This is a genomic window from Pseudarthrobacter sp. Hb11 (genome assembly GCF_059383655.1).
In genome coordinates, this window is record NZ_JBWZCM010000001.1 from 702,223 (window position 1) to 716,733 (window position 14,511).

Below are 14,511 nucleotides of genomic sequence, written 5' to 3' on the forward strand. Positions count from 1 at the left end.
GTAGGGGGCGCTGAGCATGTTTGCCAAGGTAGTCGGAAAATCAATAGTTGCAATTGCTGCTGCAATAAGTATCTCTGCCACGGGCGTCACCCCAGCACAAGCAGTCAGCCCCGATCCCATCCCTGTTGCGTCCAATTCCCCCTGTCAGGACGTCGTAGTTCTTGGCGCCCAAGGGTCAGGTCAGACCTTCGCTGACGACAAAGGTTTCGGTGCGCAGGCTTGGCTCGGTCTAACCTCGTACGCCCACTTTATGGAGGGCTACAACATTGGCTACTTCACAGTTCCGTACCCGTCAGCTCCAGTTGACGTAATCGCCCTATCAACCCCGCAGTATCGCGAAACGTTTTTTAAGTCCATAGATCAGGGCGTTTACGAAACGCTGAACTTCCTCAAGCACCGAGTAGCACACTGCCAGAGCCAGGGGCAGGAGGAGCACTACGTGCTTATGGGATATTCACAGGGAGCAATGGTCATGCACCGTGTTCTCTGGCAGCTCACAGAAGCTAAATCAAAGTATCCGAACCTAGGAGCACAAGTACTGCCCCTCTTGGACGGAATACTCGCTATAGCTGACGGCGACAGGGTTTCCAACCAAGGTGGCGCTGCCATGGATACCGCTGGCCCCAATGGATACGGCATATGGTGGGCGGGTGGGTCGCTTATTGCTAAAGCAGAGTACCAGCCGCTTTACAAGCCAATTCCCGACCTGGGAGAAAAGTGGTCTGCATCCAGGTTCCATTCAATCTGTCACGCCCGGGATATTGTGTGCGACACGAGCAATCTCGGGTTGAAAGCATCAGGCAACAAGTTCTTGAATGCATTCCTGCAAGCCCGGAACGCTGCCACTGTACTCGCTGGAATGAAAGTACACACAACCTACTACGGCCCGGGTGGCGACAGCGAGGTTTATGTTCGATCCGCTGCTCGGAATATCTCGAAGACATCTAAAGCTGCCAATCCTAAGGAAAGTGCGCAGCCGGCCATGCCGGTCCGGGTCGGACAAACGGGCACGGCAGTCTTGACTCCCGACTTGAAGGATGTCGCCTCGGTCGCATGGCTTTCAAGTCCCATCCCAAACACGCAGCTATCTCCCGGAATGCCAACGATTCCGGCGACATTGGCGTGGTCGCCCTCTACGCCTGAAATCGTCAACTACTCGATCCGCGTCAACTTCACCGATGGCACAAGCCGTGATGTGTCAGGCTCCATGCAATCATTCCCGGTGCCCGCCCGGTCGCTGTCGGTCGCGAATCTGCAGACGACGTATTCAACGGACCCACTAGTATCTTCCCCGTTCTCAACCGTGGTCTTCAACGTGATCAAAACGGCGCCCTCAGACACCAGCCCAAAAAAGGGTTTCACAGATCGCGAGGACCCAGCTAGTGACTTTTACTCATACACCGGCGGAGATTTGAATAGCAACAACGTCCTCGACATCGGAGAGAGCTGGTCATATAGGGGAAGGATCGAATGGGGCTACTGGGAGCCCTCAAACGTCCGCACGCGCACGGTCCTGATTGACGCCAATGACACCACGGGTGCGGGAGCGTGGACCGAAATGGAACTCCCCCTCACGTTGACCCGCTAGTCGCACAGGAGTGGCGGCGGTCATGTGCAGCCACTCCTTCCGGCCGAAAGGATCAACCTGCCTTGTGGTGGCGTTCATCAGTAGTCCTATGTTGCCTCTAGTTGCCGGTGACACCTACGCGCAGATCCCCCTAGCCCAGACGCAGACGGCCCTGCCAGGGAGCCTGGCAGGAGCCTGACACTCCGGTTGCCGTTCTCGCTCAGTGTCAGGAAAGGAAAAATCCTCGCCTAAGCGGGGTTTCGATAAGCGGTGCGAGGACCGATGCCCACTGCCCGGACCGTTTACAGCGAGGCCCAAGATTCCATCATAATTGGCGGGGCAGAAGGTCTGCCGCCAACTGGAACCGTCGTGTAAGAAGCGCCGGGGCAGCGCCAGCGTGGCAGCCGCAGTGAGGACCCCCGCCAGGACAAGAACCTCGGCGGGGGTCTTCGTCGGTACGTCTAGAACTTGTATTCCCAGCCGTTGGTGCTGGACATCGGGGCTTTCAGAACAAGAATGCCCTTCGCTGCGGGCAGATCCAGAACAACCTTGCCCGATGCTTTTTCTGCCGGCCCCAGGCCTGCTGATGGGAACAATTGTGTACTTGGCAGGCAGCTGAAGGCTGCTCCCGTGCCCAGGTTTCCGTTGAACGTCGTTCCGTTGGGGGCGACGAACTTGAAGTCGCCAGGGCTTAGGTGATAGCTCTGCATTATCGCTTCTGCGAGTTCAGGCTTTGTTTCAACGGCTACGTCCACGGCAACGAGATGGCCGTTTTCTGTGGGCTGCGCGTATTGTTCGGTGCAGGTCACGGGCTTGATGGACTTAACAGTGAAATTCACGATTTCCTTGTTGTCCTTCACCGTGTCAGTTATCGAGGCGCCTTCGCCCAACTTCTTTACGATGTTTCCCCGCGGTGACTTGGACGATTCCGCAGCCGCGGGGGTAGCTGAGGAGCTTGCGATGGGCTCAACGGTCGGTGCTGTTGGCGAGCTTTGCGGTGAACCCCCACATCCTGCCAGTAGCAGCGCCGCGGCAGGCAGGGTGAGTAGTGCCTTTTTCAATTGTTGCCCCCAGAAGGTGAGATTGTACGAGTTTGCTCAGCTTAGGTGAGCGGACCGACATTGATGCGTATGCATGATGGCAGACAAGTAACATTGCTGGATCTGGCCGTAACTTCGTCGGTTTCCGCGGATGCTCTAGTTTTGCGCATAATGAAGTTTGACCGAACGGGTTTAGAGCGATGATGGCCCGCATAGAGGCGGAGCGGGTGGAGGCGGAGCACCAGCGGGCTGCTTGGCGCTCGCCGTACGAGGATCTAGAGTCCGACTACGAGTACATGCCCTGACTTCAACCCCTTGACAGGCGTTCATCCGACTGTAAATTGGACTGACACCGCCTGGGGAGGAATCGCCTGCAATGGCGCAGCATGATTCTTCATGCCTCACAAACAATCTCAGAAATAACCCCAATTGAGGTAACGCTATGCGCAAATTTCTCGTATCCTTGGCTATCATTCTTGCTACTTTCGGCACCGCTTCGGCAGCGGAAGCTGTCGGGGGACAGCTCCCTAACAAGCCCACTACCAAAGAACACTGCATGAACGGTGGCTACAAGATCTACGGATTCAGTAACCAGGGCAGATGTATTGCCTACGTGAATACTGGAAAATAGAGAACCGCATGAGGAAGGCCCCCGCACGTCGTGATGGCCAGCCGGGGGCTTTCTCTGTTTGCGGCTACGCGGCTACCAGATCCTCGCGTCTGCCCGCTTACGTCCAGTGACGACGCGCATGGAGTCGAAGGTGGAAGGTGAACATTGCCCTCGCGCAGATCGGTCGATCTTTGTCCAACTCCTGCCAGCGCCTCGCGCGAGTGTCCGGGACGTGGTGAAACTAGATGTTGAGGCAAGGAAACGGATCCTTGCGGGAGTCGCTGGCAGAGGTGGAGCCGGCGCCTGACGAGGACCTGGAACCGGACTAAGAGTTCATGCCGGCGCCCTGGTGCAACTGCCACTGCCCCTAAGCAGGCCCGGCGCTGCGATAAGTGCGTTACCGACGCAGGCAGTCTTTATCGGTCTCCCTGAGTGTCATATGTGTGGTTGAATCGACCCATGACAGAACCAGCAAGCAAAGACGAGCAACCGCAGTTTCGGAAGATCCAAGAAGTAGCGGACCTATTCCGGATCAGCCGATCGACGGCCTTCCGAATGATGAAGGAGCAGGGTTGGCCGAGACATGAGTTCGGCACAGAGATCAGATTCAGCGCCGAGGACTTAGAAGCCATCAAGGCCATGAATCGCAAAGTACCCTCGCCCCCAAAGGTCGTCCCTAATGTTGGTACACGCGCCAACCGGAGAAGACTGCAAACAGGCGAATAGTCAGTCTCGCCTTGCCCACATCCTGCCCACACTCGGCCCATATTGAATGTGATTCTGGGTGAGCACTGGTTATAGAAATCCCTGCGATTCTGCTGATTTCCTTACCAGCACTAGCGGCGGAGAGGTTTCAAATCCCACCGTCACTGCGGCAGACGTGCCGATGATCTTGTCCACTGTCTCCACCGTGGCTCTTTGCGCGAGGCGGAAGCTCAGGCTGGGGGTCCGGCCGGCGGCAGCGGTCCGTTCGCTTATCCCAGCGGCTGGCGCCAGCAGCAGGTCAGTCCGCAGAAAGTCCGCAAGAGGTCCGCAAGACGACAGATACAGCCAACAACCTCCAACGGGGAAACCGCGGAAACTCAACGTTCTCATCGTCAACCAGCATCAGCCCATCAAGGCTATTTAGTTCGAGCTCTACTACGGCGTCTAGCCGGACCATACGGCTGATGCGGCATTAGTCCGCACACAGCCTGCTCGAAACGAATTGCAACAAGGGCCGGTCCCCTCGGGGGCCGGCCCTTGTTGTCTCCGCAAGCTGGACTAAAAATTCAGCCAGCGCCACCAGCGCGACTGCTCCGGTTCCGGCGTTGGTTCCGGCTCCGGCTCCTCACCCAAGGCCAGCGCGGCCTCGACGATGTCGTCCGCGGTGAGCGTCATGACGGCCTCACGATCGAGCGCGTCGAGAGTTTGTTCCCCGTCAAGCGAGAGCCGCAGCGCCTGGCGGTTGAGCGCCTGCTCGAACAGCGTGCGGGCGAACCGGGCGTTGCCGGAGTCCTCGCCGGCGTGGAGCCCGGTGAAGATGCGGCGCAGCATCTGGCCCGCACCCGGCTCCAGCATGTACTCGTGCTGGGCCAGCATCTGGTGGAAGATCGTCTGGAGTGCGTCGACGGAGTAGTCGGGGAACGTGATCTCGCGGGCGAACCGGGAGCGCAGTCCGGGGTTCGAGAGCAGGAAGGACTCCATCAGCCGCGGGTACCCGGCCACGATGACGACCAGGCGGTGGCGGTGGTCCTCCATCCGCTTGAGCAGGACCTCGATCGCCTCGGGGCCGAAGTCCGTCCGGCCGTCCTCCGGGGCCAGCGCGTAGGCCTCGTCGATGAACAGGACGCCGTCCAGCGCACGCCGGATCACCCGGTCCGTCTTGATGGCGGTCGCGCCGACGTACTGCCCCACCAGGCCCGAACGGTCGACCTCGACCAGATGGCCTTTCTGCAGCAGACCGACCGCGCGGTACATCTCGGCCAGGAGCCGCGCCACGGTGGTCTTGCCCGTGCCCGGGTTACCGAGGAACACCAGATGCTGTGATGTGGCCACCTCCGGCAGTCCGTGCGTCTTACGGCGGGCCTGGACCTGGAGCAGTGCGACGAGGGCCCGCACCTGTTCCTTCACGGTCTCCAGTCCGACCAGCGCGTCGAGCTCGGCCTGCACCTCGGACAGCGGCCGGGCCGGGCCGGGCCTCGCACCGATGAGATCGCCGACCAGGTCGTCGACGCGTTCCGAACCGGGCAGCTTGAGCTGATCGGCCAGATGGCCGATGGTTTCGCGCAGGTCGTCGAGCGGATTGCGGCTGGCAGCCATGCATCCACTGTAGTACCGATACCCGAACGAGGTGAGGCTCAGCTCACAGTTCGCAATCGGGGCCGGGGGCCCTACGCGCGGCGGACAGAGTCACCGGCTGGCGAAGGTGGGGACCCAGCTCCAGACGTGCTGAGACCGGGAGCCGGATCCCCTGACGAATGTCCCCCGAGACGAAGACTTCGGAAGCCTTCCCCCCAACAAGGTTTGAAGAACACCGCCAATCCACATGATCAAGCAATCCGCGGCCAAGCGCAACGCCGGGCTGCTTTATTATGGCGCTGCGGCCAGGCCAAAGCCCCGAAACATGATCCGTTGGGGTCCTGCCGGGCTGCCGCAATATTGCCCGCGGTCCTCAAAACCCGCGCGGCGGTAGGCGGCCATACCCGCCGGGTTCGCTTCGTTGACGGAAAGGACGACGCCGGTCTCCCCGGTTCCCTGCCGGACGCTGAGTTTTTCCGCAGCCGCCACGGCGGCGGCAGCACCCAGCGGACCGAGGCCTTTGCCCTGTTGCCGGCGGTCGATCAGGAATCCCCGCAGCAGCCAGGCGGAATCGTCGTCCGGCCAGCCCGCCAGCCGGGCTGCCCCGGCCTGTAAGGTGAGGAGTCCCACGGCCAGGCCGAAGGACTCGATGACGTATGGGCGGCGCGACTCCTCGGCCAGCCCCGCTAAGGCCATCCTCAGCGGGTCGCCAACGAACTCCTCCTGGCCCGGCCCAAGTTCCAGCTCCGCCACTGCGCCGAGCTGGATGGCGCGTGCGTCGTCGTCGAGGTCCCTCAGCGAAATCAACCAGACGCTGGGGTCCACCCCGCTCAGGACTGCGCGCTGGCGGAATCGTCACCGGCGGTGGACTCAGCCGGCGGACCGGCGGGATCCATCCATGTCACTTCCCAGAGGTGGCCGTCCGGGTCCTGAAAGCTGTGGTTGTACATAAATCCGTAATCCTGGGGGTCCTCAGAAGCGGACCCGCCGGAGGCCAACGCGGTCCTGACGGCCTCATCCACTGCCTCCCGGCTGTCCACGGAGTAGGCGATGATCGCTTCCGCAGACTCCCGGCTGTCCGCTACATTCTTGGACGTGAAGGTCTTGAAAAAGGTCTCCACCAGGAGCATGACATAGGCGTTCTCGTTGATGATCATGCACGTGGCGTTCTCATCCGTATAGTCCGGATTGAAGGAAAAACCCAAGGCCGTGAAGAAGTCCACGGAGCGCTTCAGGTCCTTGACGGGCAGGTTGAAAAAGATTTGGGTAGCCATTGGCTCAAATTAGCACCATGCCCCGACGGGTGTCAGCCACTCCCGGGAAACGCTGCCTGGCTGCGGGGCTAGTGGCCGTAGAAAACCCGTTCGAAAACGGCGCGTGCCCGGCGGCTGACCCGGAGATAGTCCTCTTCCAGCACCGCGGCATTGCCGGGCTCGTAGCCGCACCACCGCGCCACCGCTTCCAGGTCGCGCCTGGATGACGGCAGCAGGTCCGAGGCCTTGCCGCTCCAGATGACATTGGCAGACCTGATCCGGCTGGCAAGGCGCCAGGCAGCCGCGAGCAGGTCCGCATCGTCCTTGGCAAGCAGGCCGGTGTGGGTTGCGGCTTCGAGCGCCGCGATGGTGGACGTGGTGCGCAGCTCCCTGTGTTTGCCGGCGTGTTCGAGCTGCAAAAGCTGGACCAGCCATTCGACGTCGCTGAGCCCCCCGCGCCCCAGCTTGAGATGCCTGGCCGGATCAGCACCGCGCGGCAGGCGCTCGGATTCCACCCTGGCCTTGACCCGCCTGATTTCGCGGACGTCCTGGGCGGAGACGGACTCCGGATACCGGATGGGATCGATGAGTTCCATGAAGTCCGCGGCAAGGGCGTCGTCGCCCGCCATCGGCCGGGCGCGCAGCAGTGCCTGCGCCTCCCAGATGAGCGACCAGCGCCGATAGTACTCGGCGAAGGAGTCGAGGGAGCGCACCATCGCTCCGTTCTTGCCTTCCGGGCGCAGGTCGGCGTCCACCTGCAGCACCCGTTCCGCCATGATCGCCGGTTTCAGCGGCTGGGTCAGGAGGTTGGAGACCTTGGCGACGATCCGCGAGGCCTGCTCCTGCGCCTCCTCCTCGGAGAATCCGGGCAGCGCCCGGTGGACGTACATCACGTCCGCGTCGGATCCGTAGCCGATTTCGCGCCCGCCCTGCCGGCCCATGGCAACCACCAGGACAGCGGTCTTTAGGGGCCCGTTGGCTGACACAACGCCTTCGGCAACACGCAGTGCGCCGAGGACGGCTGCGCGGTCAGTGTCCGCCAGCGCAGCCCCCACCTCGTCCTGGTTCAGCAGTCCGGCAGAATCGGCGATCGCGATCCGGAGGGTTTCCCGCCGCCTGATCAGGCGGATCAGCCGCATGGCGCTCTCCGGGTCCGAATGGCGGGACATCTTGGCGGTGATTTCCTGCCACTGGGCCTCGAAGGTGACCGGCACGAGGTCCTTGTCGTGGCCGAGCCAGGCCACCGATTCAGGGGAAACTTCCAGCAGATCCGCAATCAGCCGCGAGTTTGCGAGCACGTGGCACAGCCGCTCCGCCGCGGCCTTGGAGTCACGGAGCATACCCAGGTACCAGTGGGTGGTGCCCAAAGCCTCACTGACCCGGCGGAAGGCGAGAAGGCCGCCGTCGGGGTCCACTCCTTCAGCGAGCCAGTCAAGCAGGATGGGCAGCAGCTGCCGTTGCAGGGCCGCGCGGCGGCTAACGCCGGCGGTGAGGGCCTCGATGTGGCGCATGGCGCCCTTCGGATCCAGGTACCCGAGAGCCGCGAGCCGGCCCTCGGCAGCTTCGGGCGTAAGCCTGGCGTCCTCACTGCTGAGTCTGGCTGCGGTGTTGAGCAGGGGCCGGTAGAAGATGCGCTCATGCAGCTCACGCACCGAACGCTTGGTCTTTTGCCAGGCGGCCAGCAAAGCGTCGGGGTGCGGGCGCTCATTGGAAAACGGTCCCAGCACAGCCTTGGCCAGGGCACGGAGCGCAGCCTCCCCCACCGGCATCAAGTGTGTCCGGCGCAGCTGAAAGAGCTGGATGCGGTGCTCCAGCAGCCGCAGGTACCGGTACGCGTTGTCGAAGGCCGCGGCATCCGAGCGCCCGATATAGCCGCCTGCGGAGAGGGCTGCGATGGCGGAAGTGGTGTCCCGCCGCCGCAAGGTCTCGTCAGACTTGCCATGGACCAGCTGGAGCAGCTGCACCGTAAACTCGACGTCGCGAAGACCGCCCCGGCCCAGCTTGATCTGCCGCTGTTCTTCCGCCTGCGGGATGTGCTCCGTGACCCGCCGGCGCATGGCCTGCACGGACTCAACGAACCCGTCCCGGCTTGCTGAACTCCAGATCAGCGGCGCAATGGCGTCCTCGTACTGTTGGCCAAGGACAACATCGCCGGCGATGGTGCGGGCCTTCAGCAGTGCCTGGAACTCCCAGCTTTCAGCCCATCGCGCGTAGTAGGTCTGGTGGGACGCCAGGGTGCGCACCAGCGGCCCGGACTTCCCTTCCGGCCGGAGGTTCGCGTCCACTTCCCACAGCCCTGGTTCCCGCGCAACAGAGGAGATGGCCCGGGATATTCCGCTGGCCAGCGCTGTGCCGATGGTGCTGGCCTGCGCATCATCAAGGCTGCCCGCTTCCGCCACGTAGATGACGTCGACGTCGGAAATGTAGTTCAGCTCCCGCGCTCCGCATTTGCCCATGCCGATGACGGCCAGGCCGACGTCCGCCACCTCCGAGGCGCTGTACTGGCTGGCCGCTTCCGCGCGCGAGACGGCGAGGGCAGCCTCGATCGCGGCGCCCGCCAGGTCCGCGAGTTCCCTGCCTGCCATGGGCAGGAAGTCCAGCGGGTCAGCGGCGCAGAGGTCCTTGACCGCAAGGTCCACCACGCCCCTGCGGTACGCCGTCCGAAGTGCCACGTAGGCCTCCGTTCCGGTGACAGCGGCAACGGGCCGGGCGGCACGCGGGTCAGCACCTACGGACGAAAGGAGGGAAGCCCGCAACTGCGCTGGATCCGCCTGCAACGGCTCCGGGCTGGGCCGGACGCTGAAGGCGTCGAGGTGTTCGGGGTGGCGGATGAGGAACTCTCCCAGCGCCTCCGATGCGCCCAGCACCCGGTAGAGTGCTTCGCTCGTTTCGGGATCAGCACCCGCCAGCTGCCGGAGACCCGGATGCTTTTCAATCAGCCGCACCAGGGACTGGAGGGCAGTGTCCGGACTGGCTGCCATCTGCAGCCCCGCAAAGAGCCGGTCTTCGTCCAGTCCCTCGAGCTCGCGGGCAGCCAGGAACCGTTCGGCCTTCTCCAGGTCACTGAAGCCGGCCGAAATCAGGCGCCGTGCGAGGCTCACCACCACCTCCTAGAGGATGGCCAGGTTGCGCTGCAACTCGTAGGGCGTCACCTGGAGCCGGTAGTCCTGCCACTCGGCGCGCTTGTTCCGGAGGAAGTGTTCGAAGACCTGCTCGCCCAGGATCTGCGGCATGAGTTCGGAGTCTTCCATGGTGCGGATGGCGTCATGGAGGCTGGCAGGAAGGGGGTCGTGCCCCATGGCGCGGCGCTCCGCGGAACTGAGCGACCAGACGTCGTCCTCTGCGGCTGCGGGAAGGTCGTAACCGCCTTCGATGCCCTTCAGGCCGGCGCCCAGCAGGACGGCGTAGGCGAGGTACGGATTAGCGGCGGAATCGATGCCGCGGTACTCGATCCGCGCCGACTGGCCCTTGCCGGGCTTGTAGAGGGGAACCCGGACCAGTGCTGAGCGGTTGTTGTGTCCCCAACTCAGGTAGCTGGGGGCTTCGCCGCCGCCCCACAGCCGCTTGTAGGAGTTCACGAACTGGTTTGTCACGGCAGTGAATTCGGGTGCGTGCTTGAGGATGCCGGCAATGAACTGGCGGGCGGTTTTGGACAGCTGGAACTCCGCGCCGGCTTCGTAGAAAGCGTTGGTGTCGCCCTCGAAAAGGGAGAAGTGGGTGTGCATGCCGGACCCGGGGTGCGCGGTAAAGGGCTTGGGCATAAACGTGGCGTACGTGCCCTGCTGGAGCGCCACTTCCTTGATGATGGTCCGGAACGTCATGATGTTGTCCGCCGTCTGGAGGGCATCCGCGTAGCGCAGATCAATCTCGTTCTGCCCCGGGCCGGCTTCATGGTGGCTGAACTCCACTGAGATGCCCACCGATTCCAGCATGGTTACGGCCGTACGGCGGAAATCCTGGGCCACGCCGCCCGGGACGTGGTCGAAGTAGCCGCCTTCATCCACGGGCACCGGCGCGCCGTCCGGCCCGGGCTCTTGGGACTTGAGGAGGTAGAACTCGATCTCCGGGTGGGTGTAGCAGGTGAAGCCCATGTCTGCGGCTTTGGCGAGGGTGCGCTTGAGGACGTTGCGGGGATCGGCCGCGGAAGGTTCACCGTCAGGGGTGAGGATGTCGCAGAACATGCGGGACGTCTGCTCGGTTTCGCCGCGCCACGGCAGGATCTGGAAGGTGGACGGGTCCGGCTGCGCGAGCATGTCGGACTCAAACACACGCGCGAGTCCTTCAATGGCTGAACCGTCGAAACCGAGGCCTTCCTCGAACGCGCCCTCCACTTCCGCCGGCGCCAGCGCCACCGACTTGAGTGAACCCACGACGTCGGTGAACCACAGGCGCACGAAACGTACGTCGCGTTCTTCGATTGTGCGCAGGACAAACTCTTGCTGGCGGTCCATAAATGGCCTCTTCTCCGGTCAACGTCCATGCCCCGGTCCGCAGGATGCCGGCAGCAGTTCACAAACACTGTACTAAGCAATTGGCGCCGGTGCTGGAGCCTGCAGGCCGCGTAACACAGCGTTAACACTAACGTCGGGGAATGGCGACGGCGGCAGCCGTGGCACGGGCCGCCGTCGGGCTCCCCGCCTATGACGCGAATCACCCGGGTGGGAGACGCCGCCGGTAGCTAGGACCGCGGATGCCGCACTACGCTCATGCCATGGCCTCCAGCAGCAGCTCCGACGCAAGCATGTCCGCCGACGTCCCCGCCCCCTATGGCAGCGGGCCCGGGCAGGGCGTTCCGCCGGCCGCGGAGCGGAAGCCGGCCAAGGTGCGCATCCACCACCTGCAGCAGGCCAAGAACGAGGGCACCAAATTCGCGATGCTCACCGCGTACGAGCAGTACACGGCGGAAATCTTCGACGCCGCCGGCATCGAGGTGCTCCTGGTGGGCGACTCCGCGTCTAACAATGTCTTCGGCAATGAGACCAGCCTTCCGGTCACCGTGGATGAACTGCTGCCCCTGTGCCGGGCAGTTGCCCGCTCTGCCAGGCGCGCCCTCGTTGTGGCGGACCTGCCGTTCGGAAGCTACGAGGTTTCCGCCGAGCAGGCCGTAGCCACGGGCGTCCGGTTCCTGAAGGAAGGATTGGCGCACGCCGTCAAGATCGAGGGCGGCAGATACTACGCGCCGACTGTCCGGGCCATGGTGCAGGCAGGCATTCCCGTCATGGCCCACATCGGCTTCACGCCTCAAAGTGAACACGCGCTGGGCGGCTACCGCGTCCAGGGCCGCGGCGATGACGCGCAGCGTTTGATTGACGACGCCGTGGCGCTGGCGGAAGCCGGCGCCTTCACCGTGTTGATGGAGATGGTCCCCGCGGAGACGGCGGCGGCAGTGGATAAGGCCGTAATGGTTCCTACCATCGGCATCGGCGCCGGTAAGGAAACCACGGGCCAGGTGCTCGTGTGGCAGGACATGGCCGGGCTGCGGGGCGGCAGGATGGCCAAGTTCGTCAAGCAGTACGCGGACCTGCGGACCACGCTCCTGGATGCAGCCGCCGCCTACGGCGAGGATGTCAGGTCCGGCCAGTTCCCCGGGCCCGAGCACACCTTTTAGGCGGGTGCGGACCGGGCAGGCCGGCACTTCGCCGGCCTGCTCCGCCTGTCCAGTCAGTCGTCGTCGTCCTTTTCCCAGACTTCATTGCGCGCGCGGACCTTCTCAAGGGCGTGCTCGGCCTCTTGCCTCGTTTTGTAGGGCCCGATCAGCTGGCTCCAGTCGGAGAGCCGGTCCTCCTCCACCTCGTGGGTCTTGATGTTGTACCAGTACTCAGCCATCACTGTTCCCCTTCCGCCGGGCAGGGAACCTGCGGCGTGACGCGCGTAACTTAAATCCTTACGCGGGACAGACCCGGCTCCCGGTTGTTAGGCCTTCTGTGGTGCCTTATATGATCAATCTATGCCTTCCCTTGCCTCGACTGCACCCATCGGCACCCTTACCCCGGGCACCGTGGGCCCGCAGCGCCCCGTTCCGGCGTCCATCGCCCGCCCCGAGTATGTCGGCAGGCCGGCACCTGCCAAGTTCACCGGCTCCGAGGTCAAGTCCGCCGAAACCATCGAGAAGATCCGCGTGGCCGCAAAAATCGCCGCGCAGGCCATCGTGGAAGTCGGGAAGCACATCGAGCCGGGCGTCACCACCGACCAGCTGGACAAGGTGGGCCACGAGTTCCTCCTTGACCATCACGCGTACCCCTCCACCCTCGGATACCGGGGATTCCCCAAGTCCTTGTGCTCGTCGCTCAACGAGGTCATCTGCCACGGCATCCCGGACACCACGGTGGTCAATGACGGTGACATCCTCAATATCGACATCACGGCCTACATCGGCGGCGTCCACGGCGACACCAACTACACGTTCCTGGTAGGAAATGTAGACGAGGAATCCCGCCTGCTTGTGGAACGGACGCAGGAATCCCTTAACCGGGCCATCAAGGCCGTTGCGCCGGGCCGTGAGATCAACGTGATCGGCCGCGCCATCCAGTCGTACGCCAAGCGCTTTGGCTACGGCGTGGTCCGGGACTTCACTGGCCACGGCGTAGGTGAAGCCTTCCACACCGGGCTCATCATTCCGCATTACGACGCCGCCCCCGCCTACAGCACAGTGATCGAACCCGGCATGGTGTTCACCATTGAACCGATGCTGACCCTGGGCACGGTCGAGTGGGACATGTGGGCGGACGACTGGACCGTCGTCACCCGCGACCGCAAACGCACCGCCCAGTTTGAGCACACCCTGCTGGTGACCGAGTCCGGCGCGGAGATCCTCACCCTGCCCTGACCCCGCCGCCCAACGGAAGCGGAACACCACCTGTCAACGGCAAGCCGCTGACCCAGCAACCACCCCGGGGGCCGGCTGCCCGCCGCCCCTTCCCTGCCCGCCCCCCCTGCCACGAACGGAAACCCATTGGCCAAGAAGGACGAAAAGTCGCAAAAGAACGCCCCGCTGATCGGCATCGACATCGGAGGCACGGGAATCAAGGGCGGCATCGTCGACCTGAAAAAAGGCAAACTGCTCGGTGAACGGTTCCGCGTTCCCACCCCGCAGCCCGCTACCCCGGAGTCCGTTGCCGAGGCAGTGGCGCTGGTGGTTTCCGAACTCTCGGCCCGCCCCGAGGCTCCGGCCGCCGGCTCCCCCGTAGGCGTCACTTTCCCCGGCATCATCCAGCACGGCGTGGTCCACTCCGCCGCCAACGTGGACAAGAGCTGGCTCAACACCGACATCGACGGACTCCTCACGGCGCGCCTGGGCCGTCCCGTGGAGGTCATCAACGACGCCGACGCTGCCGGGCTTGCGGAAGCCCGGTACGGCGCTGGCGCAGGCATCGCAGGCACCGTCCTGGTGATCACCCTCGGCACCGGGATCGGTTCAGCCTTTATCTTCGACGGCAAGCTGGTACCGAACGCTGAGCTGGGCCACCTGGAGATCGACGGCCACGACGCGGAGACCAAGGCCTCCGCCGTGGCCCGCGAACGGGATGGCCTGACGTGGGACCAGTACAGCGTCCTGCTGCAGCGCTACTTCTCCCACGTCGAGTTCCTGTTCTCCCCCGAACTGTTCATCGTTGGCGGCGGCATTTCCAAGCGCGCGGACGAGTACTTGCCCAACCTCAAACTCCGCACGCCGATCGTGCCCGCAGTCCTGCGGAACGAGGCCGGCATTGTAGGTGCCGCCATTGAAATCGCACTGAAGCACAAGCTCGCCAAGTAAGGTGG

At 63.5% G+C, this 14,511-nt stretch carries 12 protein-coding genes; 5 read left to right on the plus strand and 7 right to left on the minus strand.

Annotation, left to right across the window (positions count from 1 at the left end; genetic code table 11):
• Nucleotides 1–16: 16 nt before the first annotated feature.
• A complete protein-coding gene (locus AC50X7_RS03330) occupies nt 17–1,588 on the plus strand; it encodes a cutinase family protein (RefSeq protein WP_494977738.1) in 1,572 nt (523 codons plus the stop codon).
• Between the two features lie 440 nt (nt 1,589–2,028).
• On the opposite strand, the gene AC50X7_RS03335 is transcribed toward AC50X7_RS03330, so the two are convergent.
• A complete protein-coding gene (locus tag AC50X7_RS03335) occupies nt 2,029–2,427 on the minus strand; it encodes a hypothetical protein (protein WP_494977739.1) in 399 nt (132 codons plus the stop codon).
• 1,249 nt (nt 2,428–3,676) lie between these two features.
• On the opposite strand from AC50X7_RS03335, the gene AC50X7_RS03340 reads away from it, so the two are divergent.
• A complete protein-coding gene (locus AC50X7_RS03340) occupies nt 3,677–3,943 on the plus strand; it encodes a helix-turn-helix domain-containing protein (RefSeq protein ID WP_494977740.1) in 267 nt (88 codons plus the stop codon).
• A gap of 537 nt (nt 3,944–4,480) precedes the next feature.
• On the opposite strand, the gene AC50X7_RS03345 is transcribed toward AC50X7_RS03340, so the two are convergent.
• The 5 genes from AC50X7_RS03345 to glnA form a co-directional block, all read right to left on the minus strand.
• Nucleotides 4,481–5,518, minus strand: a complete 1,038-nt coding sequence (locus tag AC50X7_RS03345; protein WP_494977741.1) for an AAA family ATPase — start codon at nt 5,516–5,518, stop codon at nt 4,481–4,483.
• A gap of 270 nt (nt 5,519–5,788) precedes the next feature.
• A complete protein-coding gene (locus AC50X7_RS03350) occupies nt 5,789–6,322 on the minus strand; it encodes a GNAT family N-acetyltransferase (protein ID WP_494977742.1) in 534 nt (177 codons plus the stop codon).
• Between the two features lie 5 nt (nt 6,323–6,327).
• Nucleotides 6,328–6,771: a VOC family protein gene (locus AC50X7_RS03355; protein ID WP_494977743.1), complete on the minus strand. Its 444-nt coding sequence runs from the start codon at nt 6,769–6,771 to the stop codon at nt 6,328–6,330.
• A 68-nt stretch (nt 6,772–6,839) separates the two neighbouring features.
• Entirely contained in the window at nt 6,840–9,851 is a 3,012-nt protein-coding gene (locus tag AC50X7_RS03360; protein WP_494977744.1) for a bifunctional [glutamine synthetase] adenylyltransferase/[glutamine synthetase]-adenylyl-L-tyrosine phosphorylase, read from the minus strand.
• Between the two features lie 9 nt (nt 9,852–9,860).
• The gene (gene glnA / locus AC50X7_RS03365) at nt 9,861–11,201 is read right to left on the minus strand and encodes a type I glutamate--ammonia ligase (protein ID WP_307095438.1); all 1,341 of its coding nucleotides are present in this window, start codon (nt 11,199–11,201) and stop codon (nt 9,861–9,863) included.
• Nucleotides 11,202–11,461: 260 nt separating this feature from the next.
• Here glnA and panB point away from each other — a divergent pair, with 260 nt between their 5' ends.
• A complete protein-coding gene (gene panB / locus AC50X7_RS03370) occupies nt 11,462–12,358 on the plus strand; it encodes a 3-methyl-2-oxobutanoate hydroxymethyltransferase (protein ID WP_494977745.1) in 897 nt (298 codons plus the stop codon).
• Nucleotides 12,359–12,411: 53 nt separating this feature from the next.
• On the opposite strand, the gene AC50X7_RS03375 is transcribed toward panB, so the two are convergent.
• A complete protein-coding gene (locus AC50X7_RS03375) occupies nt 12,412–12,576 on the minus strand; it encodes an SPOR domain-containing protein (protein WP_146069240.1) in 165 nt (54 codons plus the stop codon).
• Between the two features lie 121 nt (nt 12,577–12,697).
• Between AC50X7_RS03375 and map the strand changes: the two genes are divergently transcribed.
• Complete coding sequence (map, locus tag AC50X7_RS03380) at nt 12,698–13,576, plus strand: type I methionyl aminopeptidase (RefSeq protein WP_494977746.1); 879 nt, start codon at nt 12,698–12,700, stop codon at nt 13,574–13,576.
• A 126-nt stretch (nt 13,577–13,702) separates the two neighbouring features.
• Nucleotides 13,703–14,506, plus strand: coding sequence for a polyphosphate--glucose phosphotransferase (ppgK, locus tag AC50X7_RS03385; RefSeq protein WP_307095441.1), 804 nt, complete (start codon nt 13,703–13,705; stop codon nt 14,504–14,506).
• The last annotated feature ends 5 nt before the right edge of the window (nt 14,507–14,511 follow it).

Coding starts and splice junctions, on each gene's coding strand:
- glnA (WP_307095438.1), bottom strand. CDS start 11,201: ATGGACCGCCAGCAAGAGTTTGTCCTGCGCACAATCGAAGAACGCGAC.
- AC50X7_RS03375 (WP_146069240.1), bottom strand. CDS start 12,576: ATGGCTGAGTACTGGTACAACATCAAGACCCACGAGGTGGAGGAGGAC.
- AC50X7_RS03330 (WP_494977738.1), top strand. CDS start 17: ATGTTTGCCAAGGTAGTCGGAAAATCAATAGTTGCAATTGCTGCTGCA.
- AC50X7_RS03345 (WP_494977741.1), bottom strand. CDS start 5,518: ATGGCTGCCAGCCGCAATCCGCTCGACGACCTGCGCGAAACCATCGGC.
- AC50X7_RS03340 (WP_494977740.1), top strand. CDS start 3,677: ATGACAGAACCAGCAAGCAAAGACGAGCAACCGCAGTTTCGGAAGATC.
- AC50X7_RS03355 (WP_494977743.1), bottom strand. CDS start 6,771: ATGGCTACCCAAATCTTTTTCAACCTGCCCGTCAAGGACCTGAAGCGC.
- map (WP_494977746.1), top strand. CDS start 12,698: ATGCCTTCCCTTGCCTCGACTGCACCCATCGGCACCCTTACCCCGGGC.
- panB (WP_494977745.1), top strand. CDS start 11,462: ATGGCCTCCAGCAGCAGCTCCGACGCAAGCATGTCCGCCGACGTCCCC.